The organism is Halomonas sp. PA16-9, assembly GCF_009728585.1.
In the GTDB taxonomy this organism is placed as follows: Bacteria; Pseudomonadota; Gammaproteobacteria; order Pseudomonadales; family Halomonadaceae; genus Vreelandella; species Vreelandella titanicae.
Genome location: NZ_CP040451.1, coordinates 690923 through 713922, shown reverse-complemented (window position 1 = coordinate 713922; position 23000 = coordinate 690923). Strand labels below are relative to the sequence as shown.

Genomic DNA, 23000 nt, shown 5'->3' with positions numbered 1-23000 from the left:
GATTTTAAAATGAAAGTACTTGCCTTCGGCGCTAGCAACAGCAAAAGCTCCATTAACAAAAAGCTGGCTTCTTATGCAGCACAACAAATCAGCGATGCAGATATTTCGTTAATCGATCTTAACGACTTTGAAATGCCAATATTTAGCGAAGACAGAGAAAAGGAATCTGGCATCCCTGAATTGGCGCATGCTTTTTACAACGCTATCGGTGAAGCAGATGTCATTGTAATGTCATTCGCGGAACACAATGGGACTTATACGTCAGCCTATAAAAATCTATTTGACTGGACATCACGAATAGATATGAAAGTATTTCAAAATAAACCCGTTCTTATGCTATCTACCTCGCCTGGTCAAGGTGGAGCGCAAAGTGTCTTAGCTTCCGCACAAGCGTCAGCTCCTTATTTTTCAGCAACCGTTATAGGCGCGCTTTCCTTACCCAGCTTTTTCGAAAATTTTGACTTAGAGCAGGGCATCGTCACTAACCAGCAGTTTAACCGAGACTTACTTGGAACATTAAGTAAGATTTAATTTTTTCTATTTTTAGGAAATCATCTGCAGTCTGTCATTACAGGCGCTATAGAAACTGATAGCGCCTGCCATCACCAGTGGCAAAACCGCTGCGACTCGAAGGAAATGTCACTTGGAGAACGATCTGGCTATGTGCTATTCCAGACCATAACAAGCTTCTTCACGTTGAGCTCTTCACGATATGGGTCAGCACCACAACCAAGCTCAAGGACTGGCCCGCAGTCAGCTCGATCAGTGATAAGAGGTAACCAACGTTGAAGCCAGGGGTCTGAAGACATGGGAAATCATGAAGATATCTAGTTAACAGTGATTGCATAAATTAATTTAACTCTACCCCATTGATTTCCTCACGAGCAAAAATAAATTCAGCAGTTGTTGAAGCAACCACCGGGCGTACTCCTGTTCATAATCAGCAAGCCGGTGTGTAACTTTTTAAAACACCTCAGCAGCATATAGCCCATCGACATATACCAAAATACGTTCAAACTGATGAAAGTACATTTCGTCCTATACTGAGCAACACCCAGTAATGATAAGGAGCCAGCTATGAAAAAAGCATTATTAGCGCTAATCGCTACGATGCTGATAAGCGGGTGTAGCAACAGCAACACCACCGCATCAAACGCGCACGCTTCAGATACTGCAAGCGAGCAAAACCAGCCCCACCACCAAGTGACCGACCAATGGGTCGGCCGATGGAGTGGCGTAGAAGGGTTATTCCTCGAAATCAGCAAGGACGAGCCTGCAGGCCCGGGCCATTATCTCCTTCACATGCGCTACGGCCTGGATGACGACCAAATCGGCACCTTCGAAGGGCAGGCCACCGCCGAGGGCATTCGCTTCAACCGCGGGGACGGCCCACAGTTGCTTAGTGCAGGCGACGGCGAAGCCACCGGCATGAAGTGGCTATTGGAAAAGGAAGACTGCCTGGTAGTGAAAACAGGCGAAGGCTATTGCCGCGACTGACATTCGCGGCAAGCACTCAAGGAGCGGTGAAATGAAACCGTCTATTCGCCCGCCACTTCAGAAAAGTGGCCAGCTTTATCCAGGGTGTACTTAAACCACCGCTGCTTTAAGCGGCAACCAGCCTCTTTACCTTAAGCTCTTTGCGATGCTGTTCGGCGTGCCAGAGTTCGTATTGGGACTGCTGGTTCAGCCAGCTTTCCGCAGAGGTATCAAACGCGATAGAAAGCCGCACCGCCATTTCAGGGCTAATACCGGCCTTGCCGTTCAGCACAGCACTGAGCGTTTTTCGGCTTACACCCAGCGCTTCTGCAGCGGCTGTAACAGTAAGGCCTAGGGGCTCCAAGCAAAGCTCGCGTAATACTTCACCAGGGTGGGGGGGATTGTGCATCAACATTGGCGTTACCTCAGTGGTAATCTTCGTAATTCACTATCTCGGCATCTCCGTCCTCGAACCGGAACGTCACGCGCCAGTTACCACTAACCGTGACTGACCAGATTCCAGAGCGCTTACCTGAGAGTTCGTGCAACCGAAGGCCTGGTAAGTCCATATCTTTGGCATCTGACGCTGCATTAAGTCGACCAAGAATAAGCCGAAGCCTCTTTGCATGCGCAGCCTGAATCCCTGCAGTGCTGCCGGATTTGAAGAATTTTGCCAAGCCTTTGTGTTTGAAGCTTCGGATCATCTATAAAATGTACCCTGCAACGTATCAGGTGTCAAAAACATGATGCAAATCAAAAAGAGTCGATAAACGTGCTATGTGCCTACCGTAGATAACACAATTAGGTTAAAGACTACTCGCCCGCCACTTTAGTAAAGTGGCCCGCTTTATCCAGGGTGTATTCGTCAAAATCCCGCGCCAAATAAAGTGAGCCCGAGTAGACACGCAGAGCCTCTTGGCGGATCTCCTCAATGGAAGGCGAGGCAAGGGGATTGAGCTGGTAACGGGGGCTAAAGTGCGTCAGCACCAGGTTGGGAAGCTGTACCGATTCGGCAAACGCGGCGACAAGCTTGGCGTAGCTATGCCCTACATCACCGGCCTTCTGGGCCATCTCTTCGGTGTAGGTGGCTTCATGCACCATCACCTGAGCGCCCGAACACGCATCAAACAACAAGTCAGGCTGGTCATTGTCCCCAGCGATCACGACTTTTCTCGGCTTGTGCTTGAAGATCAGGTAGTCATGGCTTTTTAAAAGCTCACCCTCAAACTCAACATCAAACCCTTGCTTCAACTGCCCCCACAAAGGCCCTCTCGGAATCCCTTTTTGCGCTAGCTTATCCACATTCAAGGCAGCGTCGACCTTTGTCTCCGTAAATCCATAAGCATAGGACGGCGCCCGATGTGAAAGCCTGAACGTGGTCACCGCGATGCTTTCAAAATTAACGCGGGGCAACTCATCAGAGTCGATAAACTCCAGAGCGAAGGGCAAGCCTAACTGCGTAGTCTCACAGGTGGCCTCCAACCACGCTTTGATACCTGCGGGCGCCACAATGGTCAGCGGCGCTTTCCGTCCGCCCATTCCCGCACTCGCCAGTATGCCAGGCAGCCCATAGCAGTGGTCGCCGTGTACGTGGGTAATAAAGATGGCTTTCAGCGAATGGAACGACAGTTTCGTGTGCAAAACCTGATGCTGGGTGCCCTCACCACAATCGATTAGGTACCAGCCCTTCCCTTTGCTTTCACGCAAAGCGACGCCGGAGACGTTTCTTTGCTTGGTGGGTACACCGGCGGATGTGCCGAGGAACAGTAAATTCATATTTTATTCGTGATCTCACTTTAAGACCAAGGCTATGAACTGCCAGTCAGCTAAGTTTAAGGATTAGTGCTTTTACGATCATGTTTATGCGTGCATTTATACAGTTGAGAGCTACCTACATCCGCCAAGCTTAACTGTCGCTACTTGGGGTTAAATCATCCGCTCCTAGTTCATAACGCCCGGCTCACACGCCGGTTTGGAGTCGCGAAGCGGCGTAAAATCAGTCGCTGTGCAGCCGATTGTTAGGGCTCCTTGTTATTGCGATTAAACAAGGCATTTAATTTCATCAAGTCATATGTATTTTTTATCAAACTGTAAACATTGATCAATCCTAACACGGATAGCCACAGTGATAAAATTGCTATTAAATTACTCGAAGTATTCATTACCAATATCAATGATACAACCAGAATCACGTAGACCCCGACAGAAAAAAAGAATGAGTGCGCATAAACTTCAAACGCCTCTTTTTCATGAAGCCACTGCACAAAAGGAGAGTCAGATTTAGAATAGAAAGTCCAAAACAGCCCTAATGAAGCCGCCAACATAACTACTGCAAAGTTGCTTGCGACATCATTTGAGGATGCGCGGACAAACTTGATTACTTCTGAAAAATCAAAGATAGAGAATGCCAAAATGACTACAAACGTTGACGAAATAATTTCGACGATATAAGCCCAGAAAACGAGTAATTTTTTACTCATCCATCTCGCCCTTCGGGTGGAGCTTATCAATTTCGTTTATGATCGCAGATAATGCCGCCTGGGCTTCTTTTGTCTTAGCAGTAGTGTGCATTCCTCTTACAAAATCACGTACTTGCTTTATTGAGCCCCTGGCCGAGACTGAGCCTGAACGCACCGTTTCTTCACCGTCGTCTCGAATGCCAGTGAACTGAACATCTCCTTTTTTATAACCTTGCTCTGCAAGGTAAGCAGATGCATATGGACGCGCATCTTCGGATTTTGATAGCCCATTCGGACTCTTCATATCTTGAGTATATTCACGAACCCCACTTTTTGCTAAATCATCATATAATGATTTTGTATAACGTGTTAGTTCGGGGTTTGGTATCCGTAAAGTGACCTTCATTCGCGTAAGTTTATCAAAAGATTTGAAGAGGCCGATAATTCCATACTTTTCGGGTACAGGCTCTAACTCAAAAGAAGAAGTAAACCCTAAAGACAGCGCCGTTTCAGATACTATCCGCTCGAAAAAATCTTTCCAAGCTGTCTGACTCAGCTCGCCTGTATGTTCAACGGCCACCAAATGTCTGGATAAATCAAAGAAAACCGTCGCCGCAGAGGCCAAGGGAGGGGTCGCAGCGGACTTTCCTGCCGATAGGCCTTCTTCAGTCACAATTAGGCCATCTTTGCTTATGGTGCTCCTAGCCAAAATCAGCGAGCACAAAGCACGCCCATGAATTAACGGGTAACAATATAACTCTCTGGCGCTCCAAAGAAATTCCGCTGTCCGAGTCTCTTGGGTTTGGTCACGTTTCGAATCGCACGCTGCGTCGAGCACTTGTTTAAGCTCGTCATCGAGTCTTATTCTCGATTGATCAGCGTCCTCTAGGAACAAATCCTCGAAATCAACGACATTCAATCTGTAGAGGTCAAAATTAAACCTTCGCGACAAAACCATTCTCCATTTATTGAAATGCGCTCAATCCTAACGCCTGTAGCAGGGGCGCGATATCAGGAGCATTCCTTGCCTGCACTCGTTATTTTCTGCATGCATAAAGCTTGGCAAGCTCCTCGTAATTTTCGGTGACATGTGAATTCGCGTGGACGGCCCTATGACAGTTGGCGCACAAGACCGCCAGATCTTGCAGTGTAGTTCGCACTGGCGCCGCTGCAGCCGAAAGTGGATTCTTGTGATGAACCTCATATGCGCGTTCGGTGAAGGGGTCTGGGTGATGAGCGGATGCAGAAAAATCACATATCTCGCAACACAAGCGTCCATGCTCTTTTCGGAACGCAGACAATTTATCGCGGCGCAGCCGCGATGAACGCTCACGTGCGTAGTGAGCGCGTAGCTGCCGCTTACCTTCATTAGCGCCATCGGTTTGGACGGCAGCTACAGGCGTACCCCAAAGACGTTCCAGCGCCGATAGCTCGTTGTCTGAAAAGCGAAATACTGTACCGGTTGGAACCGTAATAATGGTTGATGCAGCTAGAACAGTGTCATCCTTTGCAGTAGCCCTCGAAACCATGTCGTCATCGGCGGAAAGTCGGATCTCGGAGAGCTGAATACCAGTTTTGAATTCGCTGGAGCTCGCCTCACTTGCTACCCATAGGTCGTCGCCGAGAGCTTCAGGGTGCTTGACAGCATGAGCTGGCGTCGGTTCTTCAACCACCTTGCCAACCGCAACAGCGCCAGCCTCATTGCCTGCACGCCAGACGAAGACCGGATCGCCAACCACAATGTCTTTTACGTATCGGTTAGTGCGCCAATAGATAAGTTGCGGATAGCGTGACAGATAATCGTCAATATCAAAACGGTTTGGGTTCCCCTGAAATATCCATGCCATGAGCTACAAGCTCCAAAGAAGATAACGCCCCTAATAAGCGGCCAAGTGAAACGAGGTTCGGCGACCGAAGTGAGAGCACTTGATTGGTTGATTATGTGTTTGCTCTCACAACGAATGTCAAAGCCGCACCAACAATTAGCCAGAAAAGATGAACAAAGGATGACTTAAATTTATACATAAAAGTTTTTTCTTTGACATTATTTTCCCACTCGAACAACGCAACCGCACCTTTAGGTGTAACAAAAAGTTTATCTTCAGAGCTGTATGCTTTTCCCTCAGATTTAATTAACTCTTCTGTTTCCAGAAGTTTTATTAAGGCAGTATCATTTTCATATGCCTTGCGCTCTTGTTCCTCAAATTCTCCATCCTTGTATTTCTTCAGAGGGTGAATTCCTTGTTCTATCTGATTCAAAAAGCTTATGTACTTTTTCAACAACATTGCGATACATCCATTTTTTGGAATGACACATAACAGTGATTATACTGAAAGCTGCATAACCTCAATAAACATGCCCGCTCATTCATTGAGGTTATGTAGCCAGATCATTTGACTTTACCCACTGATTCGCCAGGAGGCAAAGAAAAAATAGGCGGCATATCCCAAAGTCGCGTTCTGGCTCGTTTTGCTCTGCCTAATCATATAGCCTAGTAAAGCACTACTACGCTATAGGAATTAGGCCGATAACGCTGATGAACCCAACCAAGGCCAAGCAGGAAGTAGCGGGGTTGTGAGAGGCAGTCCACATAAGATTGTTTCTAGCTAAGCGCCACGCACACCATCTCCCCCTCAAACCACTGCTGCTTAAGCCCCCGCTGCTTCTCCAACAACAACGTTAGATACTCACGCAATGGGTGAACTGATGGCAGCGCTGCGAGATGCTTACGAAGCCTGCGTTGGTAAGGAAACTGTTCAGCGGGCACGTGTAACGGCGTGGCGTTTTGGATGAGCCATTCGATATCGGGCAGGAGCAAGTGGGTGGCGTTGCTATCGAGCGCTAGCGTGACGCCTTTTATATCGAAGTCACCGGCGTAGATGTGTGTTCGGCGGGTTTTGTGCCAAGCATCAGCCAGTAAGGCAAAGCCGCCGCCGTAGTGGCTGTCGCCGCGGTAGACGACCAGCGGATTAACGTAGCCGTTTAGCGCTGAAATATCCGGCGAAAACTCATAGAAGCTATCCAGGTTTTCGACCTGAATTAGGGCGCTAAACGAGCTCAGTTTTAGCCCCATTACATCCACATCGCGAATAGCGCGGGGCTCACTGGCAAGCCCTGCTATTGGCTGGGGCGGAAAGCTGACGAGTACCCGCCGCGCACGGGGGCTTTCGCGGGTTGCTTTGTCTTCTTCTACTACGCCCTCTTTCGCCTGGGCGCTGCTTGTCAGGCCGCTGAGTGAGCGGCCTAGCGGTGCTAGGCGGGCGCTTTCGAGTACGTCATTGATCTGCGCCAGCAAGGCGGCATCAAAGCGCAGCGCTTTACTGTTAATTCGCGTGGCTAGGTCGATGTCGTGCTGGTGGCACCAAGCCACTACGTCGTCGACCCACTGGCGGCGCGGCTTCTCCACCGCGGGCTGGCGAAGAAGTTCACGGGCCACACCGTTAAGGCCATTGCGTGCGCGGCTGGGTAGGTTCATACGGCCAGCTGCAGCTCAACGTCGTGGATCAGGCGCAGGTGATTGAACTGGCTGGCCTGGCTCTCCTGCTGTTTGAGCCGAAACGCCTTCTGATCGCTACGCGGCAGGCCCTGGTACTCGGAAATTACCTGGAAGAGCCAAATCTCATCCGGCCATTCCAGCGGGCTGTCACGCAGGTACTCAAGGGCGCTGACCGGCTCCGCCTGGGGTTGGTCGATCACGCTTAAATAGAAGTGTTCCACATCCTGCTTGAGCGCCTGCTGGCGGGCGGCGGCTAAGCTGCTTTCCTGGGCTTGGGCCGGGGCCGCGGCTTCAACCGTTTGCGTGGTGTGGCGCGGTTGGGGTAGCTGGTGCAGCAGCTCGGCGAGCAACCGGCTATCCAGGTTGCGATCCAGCGCCGGGGCGGCAGCCGCGCTGAGCGGTGCAGCCTGATTGACCAGCCCTGGTACCTCGCTGCGCCTTGCATAGTTGCCTGGCACAAAGCCGGGGTTTCGCGCATAAAGGCGGCCATGCCGCTGATCAGGCGGCTGCGCGCCTGCTGTTTACGAAAGCGCGCCATCAGCTCGATCAAGCGCCGCTGCACTTCGCGCAGGCCGGTGTAGTGGTGACTTAACTGCTGCTGTAGCTGGCTGATCAATAGCTTGCGCAGGCTGCCATCGCTGCCCACCAGTTCGATCAGCTCGTCGAAGTCGATCAGCGCCAGGCCATCCAGCAGCCTCGCGATCTGCTTCTGGGCGCGGTCGTTCTCGCGGATTTTGTCGTTGAGCTGGCTGACGAAACCAAAATCGCTATTTAGCCGCTGCCATAAGCTGTCGATGGCATCGGCGAAGCGCCCGTTCAGGTCATCGACTTCCTGGCGCAGGCGCATCAACTGCTGTTCCAGCCGCCAGTGCTCGCCACGGCTGCGCGCCTCCCGGTAGCTGTGTACCAGCGCACGAATCAGCTCCAGGGTTTCCGCTACATCGGCGTTCACATGGCGGCGGGTCTCGTCGGCGAGCATCTCGGCGATCAGCTCACGCACCTTGGGCGCCAGCTTGACGCCGCTCTGCTCGTCGGGTCGCCATAGAATGCGCGCCGCCAGAAGCTTGCGCAGCGCGCTATCGCTAAGCGATTCCAGCGGCACTTCATCGCGGGTGTAGGCCTGCATCAGTACATCGGCGTGCTTGCCGAGCAGCGCCAGCCGTTCGCTACCGGTTTTTAGCAGGCGGCTTTCCAGGGCGTGTTCGCTGTTTGAGTTCACAACAGGGCCTCCTGGGAACCGGAGCCCTCCTCGCTGCCCTCTTCGATGGGCAGGTTCTCTTCATCGCGAATAAAGCGCACCAGATCCACCAGGTAGTCGATCTTGCCGGTGACCACGAACACCTGCCGCTCTGAATGGGGCTGGAGCAGGTAGCCGTGCTCTTTCAGGCGCTTGAAGACTTGCTTTACCTGGGCATCAAGCTGGTCACTTTGCGAGCCAAAAAAGCTGTCGGTGGCCAAGCGCTCCAGACGTTCGCGCAGGCTTTGGTTGTCTTCGCACTTGGCGCTGAACTCGGCCGGTTTAAGCACATCGCCGGGGGCAGCCAGGGTATCGCGGCCCAGGGCCTCTTGAACCAGTTGCAGCCACTCCAGCAGCGGCAGCAGGCTATTGAGGGTATCGCCGAGCTGGCGGGACAGCTGATCTCGAGCGTTGTCATTGAGCTGACGCCAGGCCAGAAAGTAGACGCTGCCGTCTTCATTGCTGGCCAGCCGCCGGTTAAGCGGCCGCAGGTAGGTATCGATCTCCTCCCGGGTCTCTTCATTGGTGAGATGGCGATAGCCGCTCTCATCGCTGATTGGGCAGACAAACTCACCGGCCAGCAGGCGCTCTAGCAGTGGGCCATGTTCGATCATACCGTCACCTCCTGCTGGCGTTCCTGGAGCCGTTCGGCCAGGCGGCTTAGCCGTGGCTCGATGCGTTTTAACACTCGCTTGTTGGGGTTGGCCTCATCGCGATCGATCAGGTAGCGGTTGGCGAACAGTAGCAACACATCGGACTCGGGGTTAGGAAAGGCGCCGACGATATGAATGCGGTTGCTGTCGCAGGCGTCGAACAGTTTTTCGACGTTGTGGTACGCCAGGGTGCCGATCTCATCGATGGGCCAGTGAATGGCGATTTCCGCATCGCCGCGCAGCAGGCGGGTAAAGGCGAGCAGGAACTTGCACAGAATGAGATACGCCATGCCGTGGCTGGAGGACTCCAGCAGTTGACGGTCGTTTTTGATCACCAGATCGGTGCCGCCTTCATTCAGGTGCAGCTCCAGGCGCAGCAGGCTTTCAAAGCTGTACTGCTGGTCGCTGCGCAGCAAATCGACCACGTCCGCCAGGGCGTTGAGGTAGTCATCGCTGGGTAGCGTCTGGCCGGATTCCCGCCACTCTTTGTAGCGCTGGGCGAACAGCTTTAGCGGCTCCCAGAAGCCCAGTTCGTCGATGGTGGACTGGATGCGCACTTCGGCCTTGGTGATGCCTTCCAGGCGCAGGTCATCGGCAACCTCTTCAGAAAGCCGGCGGCTCTGGGCGCTGATGCGTCGGTTCAGGTCGCGGAACACGGTGAAAAACTTATCCAGGTCGTCGCTCAGGTTGCGGCCTTCCTGAATCAACTGCTGCTGTTGGTCTTCGAGCAGTTTAAGCATGTCGCGCAGTAGCGGCAGCTGTAGGCGTGGGTTGTCGCTTTGCAGCTTGCTGCGCTCGCTCTCCAGCGCTTCGGCGAAGCCGCTGCTGGCGTCCTTGATCAGTTGGCTTTCGACCTCCAGGCAACCACGGCGCAGCTGCTCAATGAGCTGGTGGCGACTGCCCAGCGCCTGGCGGGCGCGCTCGATACGCTCGTCCACATCGCCCAGTGGCGTGCCGGGCGCTTGGCTGTCGGGCTCGATGGACAAGCTTTCCAGTTGGGTGAGTAGCGGCTTCAATGCTTCCAGGCAGGCGTATTCGCTCTCCCGCTGGGTTTTCAGCGTGCTGACTGTGCTTTGGTGAGTTTTGCGCGCGGCCTGGAAGTCGTTTTTCAGGTGCTCTTTATCACGCTGCAGCTTTTGCTCTGCTTGCTCCAGCTCTGCCTCTTGAGCGACGAGCTGCGGTTTATGCTGCCCCCACTCAACGCGCATAAAGCGGGTGTACTCGGTGAGCTCGTCCTGACGGGCGGCGGTGACGCGGATGCGTTCATCCTGGCTTGCCAGCCGCTCCTTGGTATCTTTTAGCTTGGCGGGGTCAACGCCCTGCTCGGCCAGTTCCTGGCTAAAGGCCTCTTCCAGTTCCGCACGCTGGCGTTTGTGTTCGGCATTGGCGTCGCTCAACTGCTGCTTATACTGGCGCAGTTGGGCATCCAGGCTATCCACCTGGCTCTGGCCGTCGGCCTTGAGCTCCAGCAGTTGGCTTTGATGGGTCTCGCTAAGGGCGGCGAGCGCCTGCTGCTTCTCTTCGCGCAGCTCCTTTTGCGCCTGCTCCTGGCTGGCTAACGCGGTCTGATGCGCTGCGCGACGCTCCTGCTGGCGCTTGGTATGGCGCTCTTGCTGCTGGCGGCGGGCCTCTATCGCAAACTCGACTTCCTGCTCGGCGCGCTTGTGGGCCATGCGGCCTTGATCCTGAGCTTCATCGGCCTGCTGTACCCGCTCGTTATGCTGTTTGAGCGCTTTCTCGGCGGCCTGGCTCTCGGTTTGCACTCGGCGTTTGGCACTATCGGCTTCTTCGATGGCGGCCAGCAGGCTGGCTTCATCCTGGGCGTAATCCGGCAGGACAATGGCGGAAAGATCCAGAGCCAGCCCGAACAGGTCATCGCTTGCGCCTTCTGCCAACTGCGGGGCGAGGTCACGCCGCTCTAGCAGCTCTGGCGCAATCACCTTGCCTAACTGCTGCTCCCAACCGGGGCGGTGATAGCGCAGGAAATGGCGCAGGCTGCCCTGCTCCGGGTCGCGCTGCTGATAGAGCGCAAAGCAGCGCTGCTCGGCGCGCTCCAACTGCTGGCGAAGTTGCACCAACTGCTGTTCGGCACTGTCACGTTCGCGTTTGCGGCTTTCAAACTCCCGGCGCAGGCCATCCAGGGTAGCAGCCGATGCGTTGCGCTCCTGCTGGGCCTGATCCAGGCGCGCCTGAGCAAGCTCCGCTTCGGATGCCTCTTCGGCGGTCTGGGTCGATAGCGAGAGCTGCGCTTTTAGTTCAGCTAGCTGTTCGACGCCGAGCTCCAGCTGCGCCTGGTACTCGCCCTCCAGGCGTTGGCGCTCCTGCTGGTAGCGTTCGTTGAGCTGCTGTTCGGACTCCCACTGCTGCTCCCGGCGCAAGGCTTTCTCTTCGACCAGGGCGTCGATCAGCTCCTGGGATTCACGGGTCTGGCGGGCCAGTGCTTCGGAAAGCTCGCGCAGCCGCCCGTCCAGGCGCGCCTGGCTCTCTTTTACCGCGTCCTGCATCACGTTCAGGTGGGTGCGCAGTTGGTCGCGCTGCTCCCGCCACTGGGGCAGCGCGTTGATGTCGCGCTCCAGGGCGGGCATGTCCGCATCGGCGTATTGCTCGTACTGGGTTTGCAGGTCGTTGAGGCGGCGCTGGGTCTGCTGCAAATCGCTGACCACTTCGCTGTGGCGGTCGTTCAGCTTATCCCGCGCTTCTGCGTAGTCGCTCTCACGCTGCTGGAATTCGCGCTGGTGGCGGGCAAGCTCAGCATCCACATCGGCCATGCGGCGCTCTGCTTGCTGGCGGTCATCCTCTAGCTGGGGTTTCAGTTGCCACAGCGTGGCCTCCAGGTCGGCAAGTTCACGATCGATACCGGCGAGCCGGGCGAGGGAGGCCTGCAGCGGTTCCAGGCGCATGGATTGGCGCATCTGGGCGATCCCACTCCCGCGCCTTGGTATTGCGAATCCGGGTCACCGGCAGCTCGACGCCATCCTCTTCGAAAATCGCCGCCAGCATGGTTTTGAGGGTGTCCATCTTGCCCTCTTTGGCGTGTACTGCCGAGACCAGCTTTTCGATATGGCGGATGCGCCGCTCGGGTTTCACCAGGCTGAACTGCGACGCGATCTGGCGCAGCTTGAGGCCATCGCGGCTGTTGCCGTGCAGTTGGGTAAAGTCGTTCTGGATCACCGAGCGGAATTCAGAGGTAGCGCCCAGCTTGGGCGACACCGGCGTGCCGTTGCGCCGCAGGCCGCTGGCCCACTGGGTGTAGTCCAGCGCCGCCACGCCCGCGTCGCTCTCCACCAGATAGTCTTCCGGCTGGTAGGGCGCGCCGACAAAGCGGTATTCCACCCCGCCCTCGGCCTTGCGGGTCAGCACCGCCTGGCAGATGTTGCCCGCTTCGCGGCGGTATTCGTACACCAGGTAGCTGTTGCGGTGGGGCAGGTAGAACGCGTCGAACTTCATGCGCGTCTTGGGCACGACCTTGTTGGGTACTCGCCGTAAAATACCGGCACCAGGCGCTGTAGCGTGGTTTTACCGGAGGCGTTGGTGCCGCAAATATTGGTGTGACCGTCCACACTCAGTTCGACCACGCCTTCCAGGTGGCCGTGAATCATCACGATGCGTAGCAGGTGGGCCATGCCGTGTCCTTTCGATGACTATTTCAATGGCTGTCTCAATGACTATCCGGATCGTTTTGCTGATCGCTGAAAGTGGCTATAGTGCCAGACACAGACCAAGGTGGCATCCGTTGAGTCCCAAACATCAATTCCAGTACCCCAATGACAAACCTTCAGAACGACCCGGGCTAATGGCTGGCCTTTCACGATTTTCCGGCGGCTCACATATTGACCGGCCAAGCGCTAAGGCGCTCGCGATAGCCAACCCTACTACCGATGGCGTGTTGGCTCGATCAGAGGGGGACAGTAGAAAAAGCGGCAAGATATGGAGATGGACCGGCCCTGACAGCCGGCCCGGGGTGGGATCAGCCCTCGGCGAGCCAGCCGTCGATGAGATCGCGATGTTCCTCGATCCACTGCTTGGCGCCTTGCGTGGGGTCGCCGAGGTTTTCGATGGTCAGCATGAGATCGGCCAACTGGTCGTGGCTCATGTGCCAGGTGTCAAGCATTTGGGTGACCTCTGGATGCTCCTCGCCAAACCCTTTGGGCGACATCCACATGATATCGTCACCACCCCCATAACTCTTCTTGGGATCTTCTAGCGCCTTCAGGTCGTACTGCGCGTAGGCCCAGTGGGGCTGCCAGAGTGTGACGGCGATGGGCGCTTCATTGGCATAGGCTTCCTCAAGGGCTGCGAGCATGGCGGGGCCGGAGCTGTTCAACTGGCGAAACGGAAGGTTGTAACTCTTGATGGCGTTTTCGGTCTCGCCGGAGATAGCCGAGCCCGATTCGATGCCAAGGATGGTCGGCTCGCCCTGATAGTCGAAGCGCCCGGCGTTGTCTTTGAGGTCACTGATGCTATTGATGTCTTCCATGTAAGCGGGCACCACCAGTTCGTCCTGGGCGCCGTCGAACCAAGCATCGTGAACATCGACGCGGTCCTTGTAGGGCTCGATGTACTGGGCATCGCCATGCGGGAGCCAGACTTCCAGCGAGATATCCAGATCGCCGTTTGCGAGCCCGCTGAAGAGCACACTCTTGCCGGTGGTGGTCAGCTCGACGTCGTAGCCCTGCTCTTCAAGCAGTTGCTGCCACATGTGCGATACAGCAATGTTTTCCGCCCAATTGTTGGTACCGATGGTCAGCGTGTCGTTGGCCGAGGCGGTTATCGAGAGACCGGCCAGGCCGCAGGCGATAAAAAGGGGTGTCAACGGTTTCATACGCGTCCTTTTTATGTTCGTTAATCGAAAGGGATGAGAAAGAGTGATGCGCTACGTCGTCATTCTTCCATCAGTATGTCGGAATAGCCGTAGGTCGAAAGGCGTTCGATGCCATCTTCGGTGATCAGCACCTGCTCTTCCAGCTTGACGCCTTCGGTGCCGTCTCGGTGGCCGATATAGGCCTCGACGCAGAGCGTCATGCCGGGTTCGATGGTGCCGTCGTAGCCGACGTCGTCCCAATCCATGTCGTGGGCGATCAGCGGCCACTCGCCGGTCATACCGCAGCCGTGAACAATATCCAGGTAACGGTTTTCGCGATAACCATCGGGTATCGGCCACGCTTGTTGCGAGTAGTCGCGAAAGCTCATGCCCGGGCGCAGCAGGGCAATGTTGCGCTCGAGCTGGTCGGCGGCCATGCGATAGAGCGCTTTTTGCTCGGCGCTGGGCGCGCCTGCGCCGGACACATGGAAGGTTCGCGAGAAATCGGTGTAGTAGCCGAAGCAACCCACGATGTCAGTATCGAAGGCCACCAGCTCGCCTGGAGCGATGACTTTGTCCGAGCATTCCTGGAACCACGGATTGGTGCGTGCACCGGAGGTTAGAAGTCGAGTTTCGGCGTATTCACCGCCGGTGGCCAGCACGTGCTGGTTGAAGATCGACCATAGCTCGTTTTCGTTCATGCCGGGGCGAATGGCGGCTTCCATACGTGTCATGGCGGCTTCAGTCAGGGTCACCGAGCGGTGAATGAGGGCCAGCTCGTCGAGGCTCTTGATCGACTTGGCGCCCTCGACCACGATGGCGGCGTCGGTCAACTGGAAGCCAGCCTGGCCCAGCGCCTCGATGGCGCCAGTAGGTGCGGACTCGATGCCTAGACGCTGCCCCTGGGTATGCGAACGCTCGAACAGGCTGCGGATGTCATCGACGAAGGCCTGGGTATGTGCCGCGCAGCGAGGACCGCTGTACTGCGGCATCACCGCCCGGGCGGGATGCACCTCGTCGAGTAGCTCGGCGTTGGCTGCCAGGTGCAGGCAGGCGCTGAACTCATACAGCACCACTGGGCCATCCGCCGCCACGTAGAGATAGCGCGCAGGGTTACGCTGCGAGTAGACCTGCATGTTGCGCACGCCGCAGGCATAGCGAATGTTGATGGGATCGAACAGGATCACCGCATCCAGTTGGTGATGCTTCATCTGCTGGCGCAGGCGTTGCAGCCGGTAGCGCTCGACGCGCGACAGCAGCGCGGCGTCGAGCGTGGCATGGCGGAAGCTCCCGCCGGCATAGGGGCCGCCCGTGGGAACTGATCCGGCGAGTGACACGATATTGCCCATGGCAAGGCATCCTTGTGTGAAGTGGATAAATAAGGGTCGCGTTCAGTAGCACCTAGCCCATGAGCGCGTCGTGACGGCGCTGGTTATCGGCGTCGATGTGTTGCTGCGTAACGCGGCCGTAAATCCGCTTGGTGTGCTCCAGGCTACCCATCATGTCGGGCGTCTTGGCGTACCCCAGTAACGTGCAGAGGCGCTGGCCCTTGGCGGCGGCGACGCGGTGCATGGAATAACGCCCTTTGAAGAGCTGCAGGTCGCCGGTTTTGAGCGTCAACGATTCGACGTCGGTGTGGTCACCCTCAAGTACGCGTTGCACGGCAGCGAAGTTTTCCTCGCCGGGGCGGCGAATATTGGGCACGTACTGGAATTCGCCGCCTTCATTAGGACGCCGCGTCATAAGGCTGACGATGAATTCGTTGGTGTCGAAGTGCCAGGGCAGCTCGGTGTCGTCGGGCATCACGTTGATCACCAGCCCCGCGATAGGATCGGCGAACTCGTAAATCACCGGCTCTTCGAGGCAGTCGGCGACGAAGCGCTGGAAGTCAGGGGCGCGATAAAGCTGCTGGACAATGGCGTCCTCGGGGATCAGGTCACGCGCCACGAAGCCATTGGTGTAGTGCTGGAAGAAGCGTGCAGGGTGATCCTCGGGCAGAGACGGATCGTCCGGCGTGACGTAAGGGTTAACGTTGTTGTCCGAGTAGAACGCCTTTGGCGCCAGGGCCTCGCTTTCCTCGCGCAGTGGCTCGATAAGATCTTTGCGGATGAAACTCGATAGCAGAGCACAGCCGTCGGTACGCAATTGTTGACGAACGCGCTCGACCGCCGATTGGTAGGCGTCGCTATCGCGCTGCAGGATCGGGTAGCGTTCAAGATCGATAAAACGCGCTAATGGATGGCGGTCATCGGTGGCGTCTTGCGAGGCCGGTTGGGTTCCGAGCGTAGCTTGTGACATATATTGCCTCTCCTGATAGTTCGTTAATGATCAGTTTTGCTAACAGATCGTTGCTAGGAAGTGGCAATACAGTAAAAGTGTGGGGACGGAGATACTAATGAGAATGTCCGACCATCTGCGACGAGATTCTTATCGTTCTAACTCGCTCAGAGATGGATGCAGCCTTATCTCACACGTCGGTGCGGTAGAGATGGCGGAGCGTGGCCGCCAGCGGCTCGGCGACGGCGGTGATACGTGGCGTTTGCGCATAGGCCAAATACCAAGGAATGCGCAGTAAGTTACCCGCCAATGGCCGCATGACGACGCGACCGGCGTGATGTGCATCCTGAACGGCCCAGCGCGATAGGATGCTCACACCCTTGCCAGCAGCGACGAGCTCAAGGATCAGGGCGACCGACTCAATCTGAACCATATGCGACGGGTAGACGCCGGCTGGCTGGAAGAAATGCTCGAACTCATGGCCGGACTCGGGGGTGATGCTGTAGGTAAAGTGCCGCCCCTGATCGAATACCTCGGCGGGCACCGCGTCGCTTTGCTCATAGGGGTGCTCGGGCGGCAAAACGGCCACCAGTGGCTCCTCGAACAATAACTGGTGGGCAATGCCACGCTGCGAGGGCACCTCAATCATGCAGATCATGTCGACGCGACTGGTGAGTAACGCCGTGGTCATGTCTGCCATGGACAGGCGTACCAGGTCGATATCACGCTCATGCTGGTCGTAGAGATGCGGAAGCGCCCTCGAGAAGGTGTCGTAAGGGCCGATGCCCAGTCGCAAAGCGGGTTCGGTCCGGCGTGCCAGTTGCCACGCCTCGAGCTCGGCGCTGCGCAGTCGAGGGAGCACGTCATGTGCAGTCTCAAGCAGTCGCTCTCCTGAGGCGGAAAGCGTCAGTCGGCGTCCTTCACGGTGAAAAAGCGCCACACCCAGGCGGCGTTCCATTTCACGAATGCGATGCGTAGCCGCGGGCTGAGTAATGCCGATAGCGGCAGCAGCACCGTGCACCGTGCCGTGAGTGGCAATGGCGTCTATCAATACGTAATACTTGATATCCAGCATGGGAGAGTCTCTTGAGAGATGACGCGTCGCGTGAAACGACATGCTAGCACCGGCCAGTTTCTTTTGAATACGCCGTGTTCCATACATTACCTAGCCCTCTTCATAAGGCTTGGAAATACTGGCTTAATCGTCAGGGCGTTTTGTTGCCAAGCAGCCCCTCGAAGAAACTCACCGCGTTGGCTTCCAGTCCTTCCAGATAGTAACCGCCTTCCTGCACCACCAGCGTGGGTACGTTCAGGCCCGCTACCCTGCGGCCAAGCTCAGCAAAACCCGCGGTAGAAACGGCGACCTTGGCTTGGGGGTCAAGTTCGTAGATATCGAACCCCAGCGCCAGCACGATGGCGTCCGGTTCGAACAGGCGGATGGCTTGGCAGGCTTGCTCCACGCGGTCAAAGAACACCGACTCCTCTGATCCATGGGGCATCGGCAGGTTGAGGTTATATCCCAGCCCGCCCCCCTGCCCGCGCTCGTCTTCAAAACCAGTCACTGCTGGGTAGAAGTTGGTGGTATCGCCGTGGATCGAGATATACAGCACATCGTCGCGCTGGTAGAAAATTTCCTGAATGCCCTGCCCATGGTGCATATCCGGGTCTAACACGACGATGCGGGGGTAGCGCGAGGTGAGGTGCTGCGCGGCAATGGCGGCATTATTGAGAAAGCAGAAGCCACCGGCGGAATCGATGCCAGCGTGGTGGCCCGGCGGGCGCGATAACGCATAGGCAAATCGCTCCCCGGCTAATAAAGCCTCAGCCCCGGCGACCGCACTCTGCGCCGACCAATAAGCCGACTGCCAAGTGTGCTGGCCCACGGGAGCGCTACCGTCAGCCAAGTAACGCCCGGCTTCCGCCAAGATGCCGCGCAGAGCATTGGGCGAACGCACAAAAATATTGGAAATAACTTCTTCACCCCAATCCTCGCCGAGGGCATGCCAGCGCCGATGGGCACTTTCGAGAAAGCGCAAATAGGCCAGCGAATGCACCGCCCTTAACGGCGCCACGCCATGATCCGCGGGTGCTTGAATATCAAACCCTAGCTGCTTGGCGGCTGCCAGCAGGTGCGTGGCACGCTCGGGCACTTCCTGGGGTGTGCGCATTTTGCCCCGGGAGAAGTAGGTTTGCGGCTGATGAAGCAGTTGGTCAGCGTGGAAGAACGTCTTCATCGGCACTATCTTCATCAGAACTATCTCCGGTTTCGCCCACACCCTTGACTACGAAATCGCGGGCAACGCCGATATGGTAGTCAATCGCCTCACGGCAGGCAGCAGGGCTGCCACTATCCAGCGCGTCGAGCAACTTAAAGTGGCTGGTGGCAATGGTGTCGGGGGCTTCATGGGTTTTGGTAATTAGGGTGATGCACAGGCGCAGCTCATGGGACAGGTCGTCAAAGGCGCGCAGCAGACGCTCGTTACCTGCGTAATGCAGCATCAGTCGATGAAACTGCAAATCCTCCTCGATGCGGCGGGTGCCATCGTTCCCGGCTGCCGCTTCACATAGCACCTCTACTTGCTGCTTGAGCGCGCGCTGGGCATCGGCGGTATAGCGTTCTGCCAGGCGTTCGATCGCGTGGCGCTCAAGGCAGAGCCGCAAATCAAACACATCTTCGAGTTCAACGGCATTCAACGCGCGAACAAAGAAGCCTCGGCGCGGTTTCGAGATCAATAAACCACGGCTTTCCAGCAAACGAGCGGCCTCGCGAACCGGTGCGCGGCTAACACCCAGGTCGCGGGAGAGCTGCACTTCCGAGAGCCGTTCGCCGGGTAAAAAGTGTTGCTGAATAATCGCTTGGGTTAAATAGTCAGCTACTTGCTCGACCAGGTTCTGCTGCTGGATAAAGGCCCTGGGAGCCGCCGTTGGTGAGGCCATCGCATTCACTCATGGGATATGACGTGTTCTTCCCAGTATGACGAAAAAAAGCCACTTGTCGACGAACGATTGCCGACTGTCGACAGTTTTACCAAGTGCTGCTATGGTCAAAACAGATCCCTAACAAACATCACAACAGGGTCTGACACGCCTCGCTCGCCTAACGACTACGTAACCTCATTACGTGCTAATAACCGAGGAGCAGGAAACATGAAAAAACCTTTAGCTTTAGCTATTTCCGCTGCAGCACTCGCTTTTACTTCCGCCGCTATGGCAGACGACCCTAAAGAAGGGGGCGTCGTTAACACCATTATTCAGCCCGAGCCGCCAGGCTTGGTGCTGGGCATGATTCAAAACGCCCCTACCCGCACCGTGGCAGGCAATATCTACGAAGGGTTGTTGCGCTATACCACCGACCTAGAGCCCATGCCGCAACTGGCGGAGTCATGGGAGGTCAGCGAGGATGGTCGCACCTACACTTTCCACCTGCGTGAAGGCGTTACCTGGCACGATGGTGAAGCCTTTACCGCCGATGACGTGGTGTTCTCCGCCGATGTCTTCCACCGCGAGTTGAACCCCAGCGCCCGCGCCGTGCTACAGCACGTGGAGAGCATCGAAGCCACCGACGACCACACCGTCGTATTTACCCTGACCCAACCCTTCGGCCCTTTCCTGCTCTCCTTCGAGGCGGGCACTTTCACCATGGTGCCCGAGCACCTCTACGCGGGCACCGACTTCCGCGATAACGAGCACAACGACCACCCCATCGGTACCGGCCCGTTTAAGTTCTCCAACTGGGAACGCGGCACGGTGATCGAACTGGTTAAAAACGACGACTATTATGAAGAGGGCCTACCCTACCTGGATGGCGTTAACTGGCACATCATTCCCGATGGCGCTTCCCGTGCTGTGGCCTTTGAAAATGAAACCATCGACGTGCTGCCCAGCGGTACCGTCGAGAACTTCGATATTCCCCGCCTGGCCGAGATGGATAACGTCTGCATGACCGAAGAGGGCCACGAATACTTCAGCCCCTTTGCCATGCTGTGGATGAACAACCGCGAAGGCCCCACGGCGGATAAACGTTTCCGTCAGGCGGTGATGTACGCCATGGATCGCGAGTTCGCCAAAGACGTACTGTGGAACGGCCTGGGCAATGTGCCGCTCTCCGCCTTCGGCTCCAATGCGCGGTTCCAGAACGACGACCTGGAACCCTACGATCACAACCCCGAACGCGCCCGTGAGCTACTGGATGAAATGGGCTACGACGGCGAAGAGATCACCATTCTGCCGCTGCCCTATGGGGAAACCTGGACGCGTTGGGCCGAAGCCGTGCAGCAGAACCTGCGTGAAGTGGGTATTAACGTTGAAACCCAGGCCACCGACGTGGGCGGCTGGAACCAGCGCCTGGGCGATTGGGATTACGATCTCGCCTTTACCTATCTCTACCAGTACGGCGACCCTGCACTGGGTATTTCACGCACCTACCTTTCCGACAACATCGCCAAGGGCTCGCCCTGGAATAACGTGGAAGGCTACGAAAACGAGCGTGTGGACGAGCTGTTTAACGAGGCCGCCACGGCTTTCCCCGACGAAGAGCGCGAAAAACTTTACCGCGAAGTACAGGAAATCCTCCATGAAGACGTGCCCGTTGGCTGGCTGATGGAACTGGGCTTCCCGACCCTGTACCGCTGTGATGTGCAGAACCTCGTCACCTCCGGCGTGGGTGTTAACGACGGCTTTAAAGATGCTTGGCTAGATCGCTAAACCCAAGCCACCCAGGTAGCGCGAGCTACCTGGTTTTTTTAGCTATGTCTTGAAGGTATACGTCAGGAAACGACTTATGGTTTACGCGCGCCTCATTCTGATGCGGCTGTTTAAAGCCGTGATTGTGCTGTTTTTAATCGTTATTTTTAACTTTCTGCTGATTCAGCTGGCCCCCGGTGACCCGGCCGCCATTCTGGCCGGCGAAGCAGGTGCCGCGGATCAGGAGTTTCTCAACCAGTTGCGCGAGCGCTTTGGGCTCGACCAGCCGATGTATGTGCAGCTGTGGCGTTATGTGTCGGGCATTGCCATGCTCGATTTCGGCTACTCCTACCGGTTGGGCGTCCCTGTCTTTGACCTTATTATGGCGCGCCTGCCCGCCACCCTGCTGCTCACCGGCACCGCCTTTGTGCTTTCGCTGGTACTGGGCATCGTGGCGGGTTCCATGGCCGCGGCACGGGTCAAGAAACCCTCTGGCTCACTGATTATGGCCCTGGCGCTGGTGTTCTACGCCACGCCGCTGTTCTGGGTCGCGCTGATGTCAGTGGTGGTGTTCTCCGTCTACCTGGGTTGGCTGCCCGCCTACGGCCTCTACACCGTGGGGGCAGGCCATACCGGGTTTGCGCTGGTGCTCGACGTTGCCAAGCATCTGGTGCTACCCGCGACCACCTTAGCGCTGTTTTTTATGGCGATTTACACCCGCATGACGCGCACGTCGATGCTGGATGCCGCGCAGCAGGATTACGTCAAAACCGCCCGCGCCAAAGGTTTGAAGCCCAGCATTATCCAGCGCCGCCATGTGTTGCGTAACGCCCTGCTGCCGATCATCACATTAGCGGGCCTGCAGGCGGGGCAGATGGTCGGCGGGGCGATCCTGACCGAAACGGTGTTTGCCTGGCCCGGCATCGGGCGGCTGATGTTCGAAGCGCTACAGCAGCGCGACTACAACCTGCTGCTGGGCATTTTCTTCTTCTCGGCGGCCTTGGTCATCGTCTTCAATATCATCACCGATTTGGTCTACAGCCTGGCTGATCCACGCATCAAGAAGGGGGCCGCATGAGCTTTTTCGCACGCTTCGCGCAAAACCGTGGCGCCCTCGTCGGCCTGATCATCCTGCTGCTGATTATCGCCATGGCCATACTGGCGCCGCTACTGTTTCCTGAATCGCCCTGGCGCATGGTGCAGCGGCCCTTTTTGCCGCCGCTCTCGCAAGATGGCTTTCCCCTAGGCACCGACACCATGGGCCGCAACGTGGCCTCAGGCTTAATGCATGGCGCCTGGGTATCGCTGTTGATCGGGCTGGTATCCACCAGCGTGGCGCTGCTGATTGGCGTTCCCTTGGGGGCCATTGCAGGCTACTACGGCGGCCTCATTGACGACATATTGATGCGCTTTACCGAGTTCTTCCAGACCATCCCCAACTTCGCCCTGGCGATTGTGCTGGTAGCCATCATGCAGCCCAGCATCACCTCGATCGTGCTGGCGATTGCGATTGTCAGCTGGCCGCCGGTGGCCCGTTTGGTGCGCGCCGAGTTTATGTCGCTGCGTAACCGCGAGTATGTCGAAGCCGCGCGCTTGGTCGGCCAGTCCAATAGCACGATCATTCTGCGTCAGATTCTGCCCAATACGCTGTCGCCGATTATCGTGCTGGCCTCGCTAATGGTGGCCACCGCGATTTTGCTGGAGTCGGCGCTGTCTTTTCTCGGCCTGGGCGACCCGAACGTGATGTCCTGGGGCTATATGATAGGCGCTGCGCGCACGGTGATTCGCCAGGCGTGGTGGCTGAGTTTCTTCCCTGGCGTGGCGATTTTGCTGACGGTACTGGCGTTAAACCTGGTGGGTGAAGGTTTAGACGACGCACTGAACCCCAAACTATCACGCGAGCGCTAAGGACTTTAT

Annotated in this window: 20 protein-coding genes and 2 pseudogenes; 5 read left to right on the top strand and 17 right to left on the bottom strand. The window is 56.5% G+C overall.

Annotated features, from left to right (window positions below):
- The first annotated feature begins 9 nt into the window (after window positions 1-9).
- Together FDY98_RS03355 and FDY98_RS03350 are read left to right on the top strand one after the other, a co-directional pair.
- Window positions 10-531: an NADPH-dependent FMN reductase gene (locus FDY98_RS03355; protein ID WP_027957389.1), complete on the top strand. Its 522-nt coding sequence runs from the start codon at window positions 10-12 to the stop codon at window positions 529-531.
- Between the two features lie 546 nt (window positions 532-1077).
- Window positions 1078-1497 carry a hypothetical protein gene (locus FDY98_RS03350; RefSeq protein WP_027957390.1) on the top strand — a complete coding sequence of 140 codons (420 nt, stop codon included), beginning with the start codon at window positions 1078-1080 and terminating at the stop codon, window positions 1495-1497.
- 106 nt (window positions 1498-1603) lie between these two features.
- On the opposite strand, the gene FDY98_RS03345 is transcribed toward FDY98_RS03350, so the two are convergent.
- The 17 genes and pseudogenes from FDY98_RS03345 to FDY98_RS03265 all read right to left on the bottom strand — a co-directional run bounded on the left by FDY98_RS03345 (window position 1604) and on the right by FDY98_RS03265 (window position 19337).
- Window positions 1604-1891, bottom strand: a complete 288-nt coding sequence (locus FDY98_RS03345) for a HigA family addiction module antitoxin (protein ID WP_022520034.1) — start codon at window positions 1889-1891, stop codon at window positions 1604-1606.
- Window positions 1892-1901: 10 nt separating this feature from the next.
- Window positions 1902-2180, bottom strand: a complete 279-nt coding sequence (locus tag FDY98_RS03340) for a type II toxin-antitoxin system RelE/ParE family toxin (protein ID WP_027957391.1) — start codon at window positions 2178-2180, stop codon at window positions 1902-1904.
- Window positions 2181-2289: 109 nt separating this feature from the next.
- Window positions 2290-3252 (bottom strand): ribonuclease Z, encoded by a 963-nt coding sequence (locus FDY98_RS03335; protein WP_027957392.1) that lies wholly within the window; start codon window positions 3250-3252, stop codon window positions 2290-2292.
- A gap of 242 nt (window positions 3253-3494) precedes the next feature.
- Complete coding sequence (locus tag FDY98_RS03330; protein WP_027957393.1) at window positions 3495-3956, bottom strand: hypothetical protein; 462 nt, start codon at window positions 3954-3956, stop codon at window positions 3495-3497.
- On the bottom strand, window positions 3949-4608 hold the full coding sequence (locus FDY98_RS03325) for a hypothetical protein (RefSeq protein WP_155705679.1): 660 nt from the start codon (window positions 4606-4608) through the stop codon (window positions 3949-3951). The genes FDY98_RS03330 and FDY98_RS03325 overlap by 8 nt, the downstream gene beginning before the upstream one ends.
- Before the next feature lie 364 nt (window positions 4609-4972).
- Complete coding sequence (locus FDY98_RS03320; RefSeq protein ID WP_027957395.1) at window positions 4973-5782, bottom strand: EVE domain-containing protein; 810 nt, start codon at window positions 5780-5782, stop codon at window positions 4973-4975.
- Window positions 5783-5873: 91 nt separating this feature from the next.
- Window positions 5874-6221, bottom strand: coding sequence for a hypothetical protein (locus tag FDY98_RS03315; protein ID WP_027957396.1), 348 nt, complete (start codon window positions 6219-6221; stop codon window positions 5874-5876).
- Window positions 6222-6538: 317 nt separating this feature from the next.
- On the bottom strand, window positions 6539-7411 hold the full coding sequence (locus FDY98_RS03310; RefSeq protein WP_155705678.1) for a DUF7281 domain-containing protein: 873 nt from the start codon (window positions 7409-7411) through the stop codon (window positions 6539-6541).
- Window positions 7408-8651: pseudogene (locus FDY98_RS03305) on the bottom strand (hypothetical protein). Before FDY98_RS03305 ends, FDY98_RS03310 begins: the two are co-directional and overlap by 4 nt.
- Window positions 8648-9283, bottom strand: coding sequence for a condensin complex protein MksE (locus FDY98_RS03300; RefSeq protein ID WP_022520046.1), 636 nt, complete (start codon window positions 9281-9283; stop codon window positions 8648-8650). The pseudogene FDY98_RS03305 and the gene FDY98_RS03300 overlap by 4 nt, the downstream one beginning before the upstream one ends.
- A pseudogene (locus tag FDY98_RS03295) lies at window positions 9280-12945 on the bottom strand (ATP-binding protein). The gene FDY98_RS03300 and the pseudogene FDY98_RS03295 overlap by 4 nt, the downstream one beginning before the upstream one ends.
- Before the next feature lie 344 nt (window positions 12946-13289).
- Window positions 13290-14144, bottom strand: a complete 855-nt coding sequence (locus FDY98_RS03290) for a glycine betaine ABC transporter substrate-binding protein (RefSeq protein WP_027957400.1) — start codon at window positions 14142-14144, stop codon at window positions 13290-13292.
- 59 nt (window positions 14145-14203) lie between these two features.
- Window positions 14204-15472 (bottom strand): M24 family metallopeptidase, encoded by a 1269-nt coding sequence (locus FDY98_RS03285; RefSeq protein ID WP_027957401.1) that lies wholly within the window; start codon window positions 15470-15472, stop codon window positions 14204-14206.
- A gap of 52 nt (window positions 15473-15524) precedes the next feature.
- Window positions 15525-16421, bottom strand: coding sequence for a HalD/BesD family halogenase (locus tag FDY98_RS03280; protein WP_027957402.1), 897 nt, complete (start codon window positions 16419-16421; stop codon window positions 15525-15527).
- A 169-nt stretch (window positions 16422-16590) separates the two neighbouring features.
- Window positions 16591-17562 (bottom strand): LysR family transcriptional regulator, encoded by a 972-nt coding sequence (locus FDY98_RS03275; protein WP_231500610.1) that lies wholly within the window; start codon window positions 17560-17562, stop codon window positions 16591-16593.
- A 43-nt stretch (window positions 17563-17605) separates the two neighbouring features.
- Window positions 17606-18634, bottom strand: a complete 1029-nt coding sequence (locus FDY98_RS03270) for a histone deacetylase family protein (protein WP_027957404.1) — start codon at window positions 18632-18634, stop codon at window positions 17606-17608.
- Window positions 18612-19337 carry a GntR family transcriptional regulator gene (locus FDY98_RS03265; RefSeq protein ID WP_022520051.1) on the bottom strand — a complete coding sequence of 242 codons (726 nt, stop codon included), beginning with the start codon at window positions 19335-19337 and terminating at the stop codon, window positions 18612-18614. Before FDY98_RS03265 ends, FDY98_RS03270 begins: the two co-directional genes overlap by 23 nt.
- 210 nt (window positions 19338-19547) lie before the next feature.
- Here FDY98_RS03265 and FDY98_RS03260 point away from each other — a divergent pair, with 210 nt between their 5' ends.
- The 3 genes from FDY98_RS03260 (at window position 19548) to FDY98_RS03250 (ending at window position 22991) form a co-directional block, all read left to right on the top strand.
- Window positions 19548-21104, top strand: a complete 1557-nt coding sequence (locus tag FDY98_RS03260) for an ABC transporter substrate-binding protein (protein WP_027957405.1) — start codon at window positions 19548-19550, stop codon at window positions 21102-21104.
- Between the two features lie 76 nt (window positions 21105-21180).
- Complete coding sequence (locus tag FDY98_RS03255; protein WP_027957406.1) at window positions 21181-22161, top strand: ABC transporter permease; 981 nt, start codon at window positions 21181-21183, stop codon at window positions 22159-22161.
- Window positions 22158-22991 carry an ABC transporter permease gene (locus FDY98_RS03250; protein ID WP_027957407.1) on the top strand — a complete coding sequence of 278 codons (834 nt, stop codon included), beginning with the start codon at window positions 22158-22160 and terminating at the stop codon, window positions 22989-22991. Before FDY98_RS03255 ends, FDY98_RS03250 begins: the two co-directional genes overlap by 4 nt.
- Window positions 22992-23000: the final 9 nt, after the last annotated feature.

Coding starts and splice junctions, on each gene's coding strand:
- FDY98_RS03270 (WP_027957404.1), bottom strand. CDS start 18,634: ATGAAGACGTTCTTCCACGCTGACCAACTGCTTCATCAGCCGCAAACC.
- FDY98_RS03320 (WP_027957395.1), bottom strand. CDS start 5,782: ATGGCATGGATATTTCAGGGGAACCCAAACCGTTTTGATATTGACGAT.
- FDY98_RS03250 (WP_027957407.1), top strand. CDS start 22,158: ATGAGCTTTTTCGCACGCTTCGCGCAAAACCGTGGCGCCCTCGTCGGC.
- FDY98_RS03315 (WP_027957396.1), bottom strand. CDS start 6,221: ATGTTGTTGAAAAAGTACATAAGCTTTTTGAATCAGATAGAACAAGGA.
- FDY98_RS03340 (WP_027957391.1), bottom strand. CDS start 2,180: ATGATCCGAAGCTTCAAACACAAAGGCTTGGCAAAATTCTTCAAATCC.
- FDY98_RS03290 (WP_027957400.1), bottom strand. CDS start 14,144: ATGAAACCGTTGACACCCCTTTTTATCGCCTGCGGCCTGGCCGGTCTC.
- FDY98_RS03260 (WP_027957405.1), top strand. CDS start 19,548: ATGAAAAAACCTTTAGCTTTAGCTATTTCCGCTGCAGCACTCGCTTTT.
- FDY98_RS03285 (WP_027957401.1), bottom strand. CDS start 15,472: ATGGGCAATATCGTGTCACTCGCCGGATCAGTTCCCACGGGCGGCCCC.
- FDY98_RS03350 (WP_027957390.1), top strand. CDS start 1,078: ATGAAAAAAGCATTATTAGCGCTAATCGCTACGATGCTGATAAGCGGG.
- FDY98_RS03310 (WP_155705678.1), bottom strand. CDS start 7,411: ATGAACCTACCCAGCCGCGCACGCAATGGCCTTAACGGTGTGGCCCGT.
- FDY98_RS03335 (WP_027957392.1), bottom strand. CDS start 3,252: ATGAATTTACTGTTCCTCGGCACATCCGCCGGTGTACCCACCAAGCAA.
- FDY98_RS03300 (WP_022520046.1), bottom strand. CDS start 9,283: ATGATCGAACATGGCCCACTGCTAGAGCGCCTGCTGGCCGGTGAGTTT.
- FDY98_RS03330 (WP_027957393.1), bottom strand. CDS start 3,956: ATGAGTAAAAAATTACTCGTTTTCTGGGCTTATATCGTCGAAATTATT.
- FDY98_RS03265 (WP_022520051.1), bottom strand. CDS start 19,337: ATGGCCTCACCAACGGCGGCTCCCAGGGCCTTTATCCAGCAGCAGAAC.
- FDY98_RS03355 (WP_027957389.1), top strand. CDS start 10: ATGAAAGTACTTGCCTTCGGCGCTAGCAACAGCAAAAGCTCCATTAAC.
- FDY98_RS03345 (WP_022520034.1), bottom strand. CDS start 1,891: ATGTTGATGCACAATCCCCCCCACCCTGGTGAAGTATTACGCGAGCTT.
- FDY98_RS03255 (WP_027957406.1), top strand. CDS start 21,181: ATGGTTTACGCGCGCCTCATTCTGATGCGGCTGTTTAAAGCCGTGATT.
- FDY98_RS03275 (WP_231500610.1), bottom strand. CDS start 17,562: ATGTATGGAACACGGCGTATTCAAAAGAAACTGGCCGGTGCTAGCATG.
- FDY98_RS03280 (WP_027957402.1), bottom strand. CDS start 16,421: ATGTCACAAGCTACGCTCGGAACCCAACCGGCCTCGCAAGACGCCACC.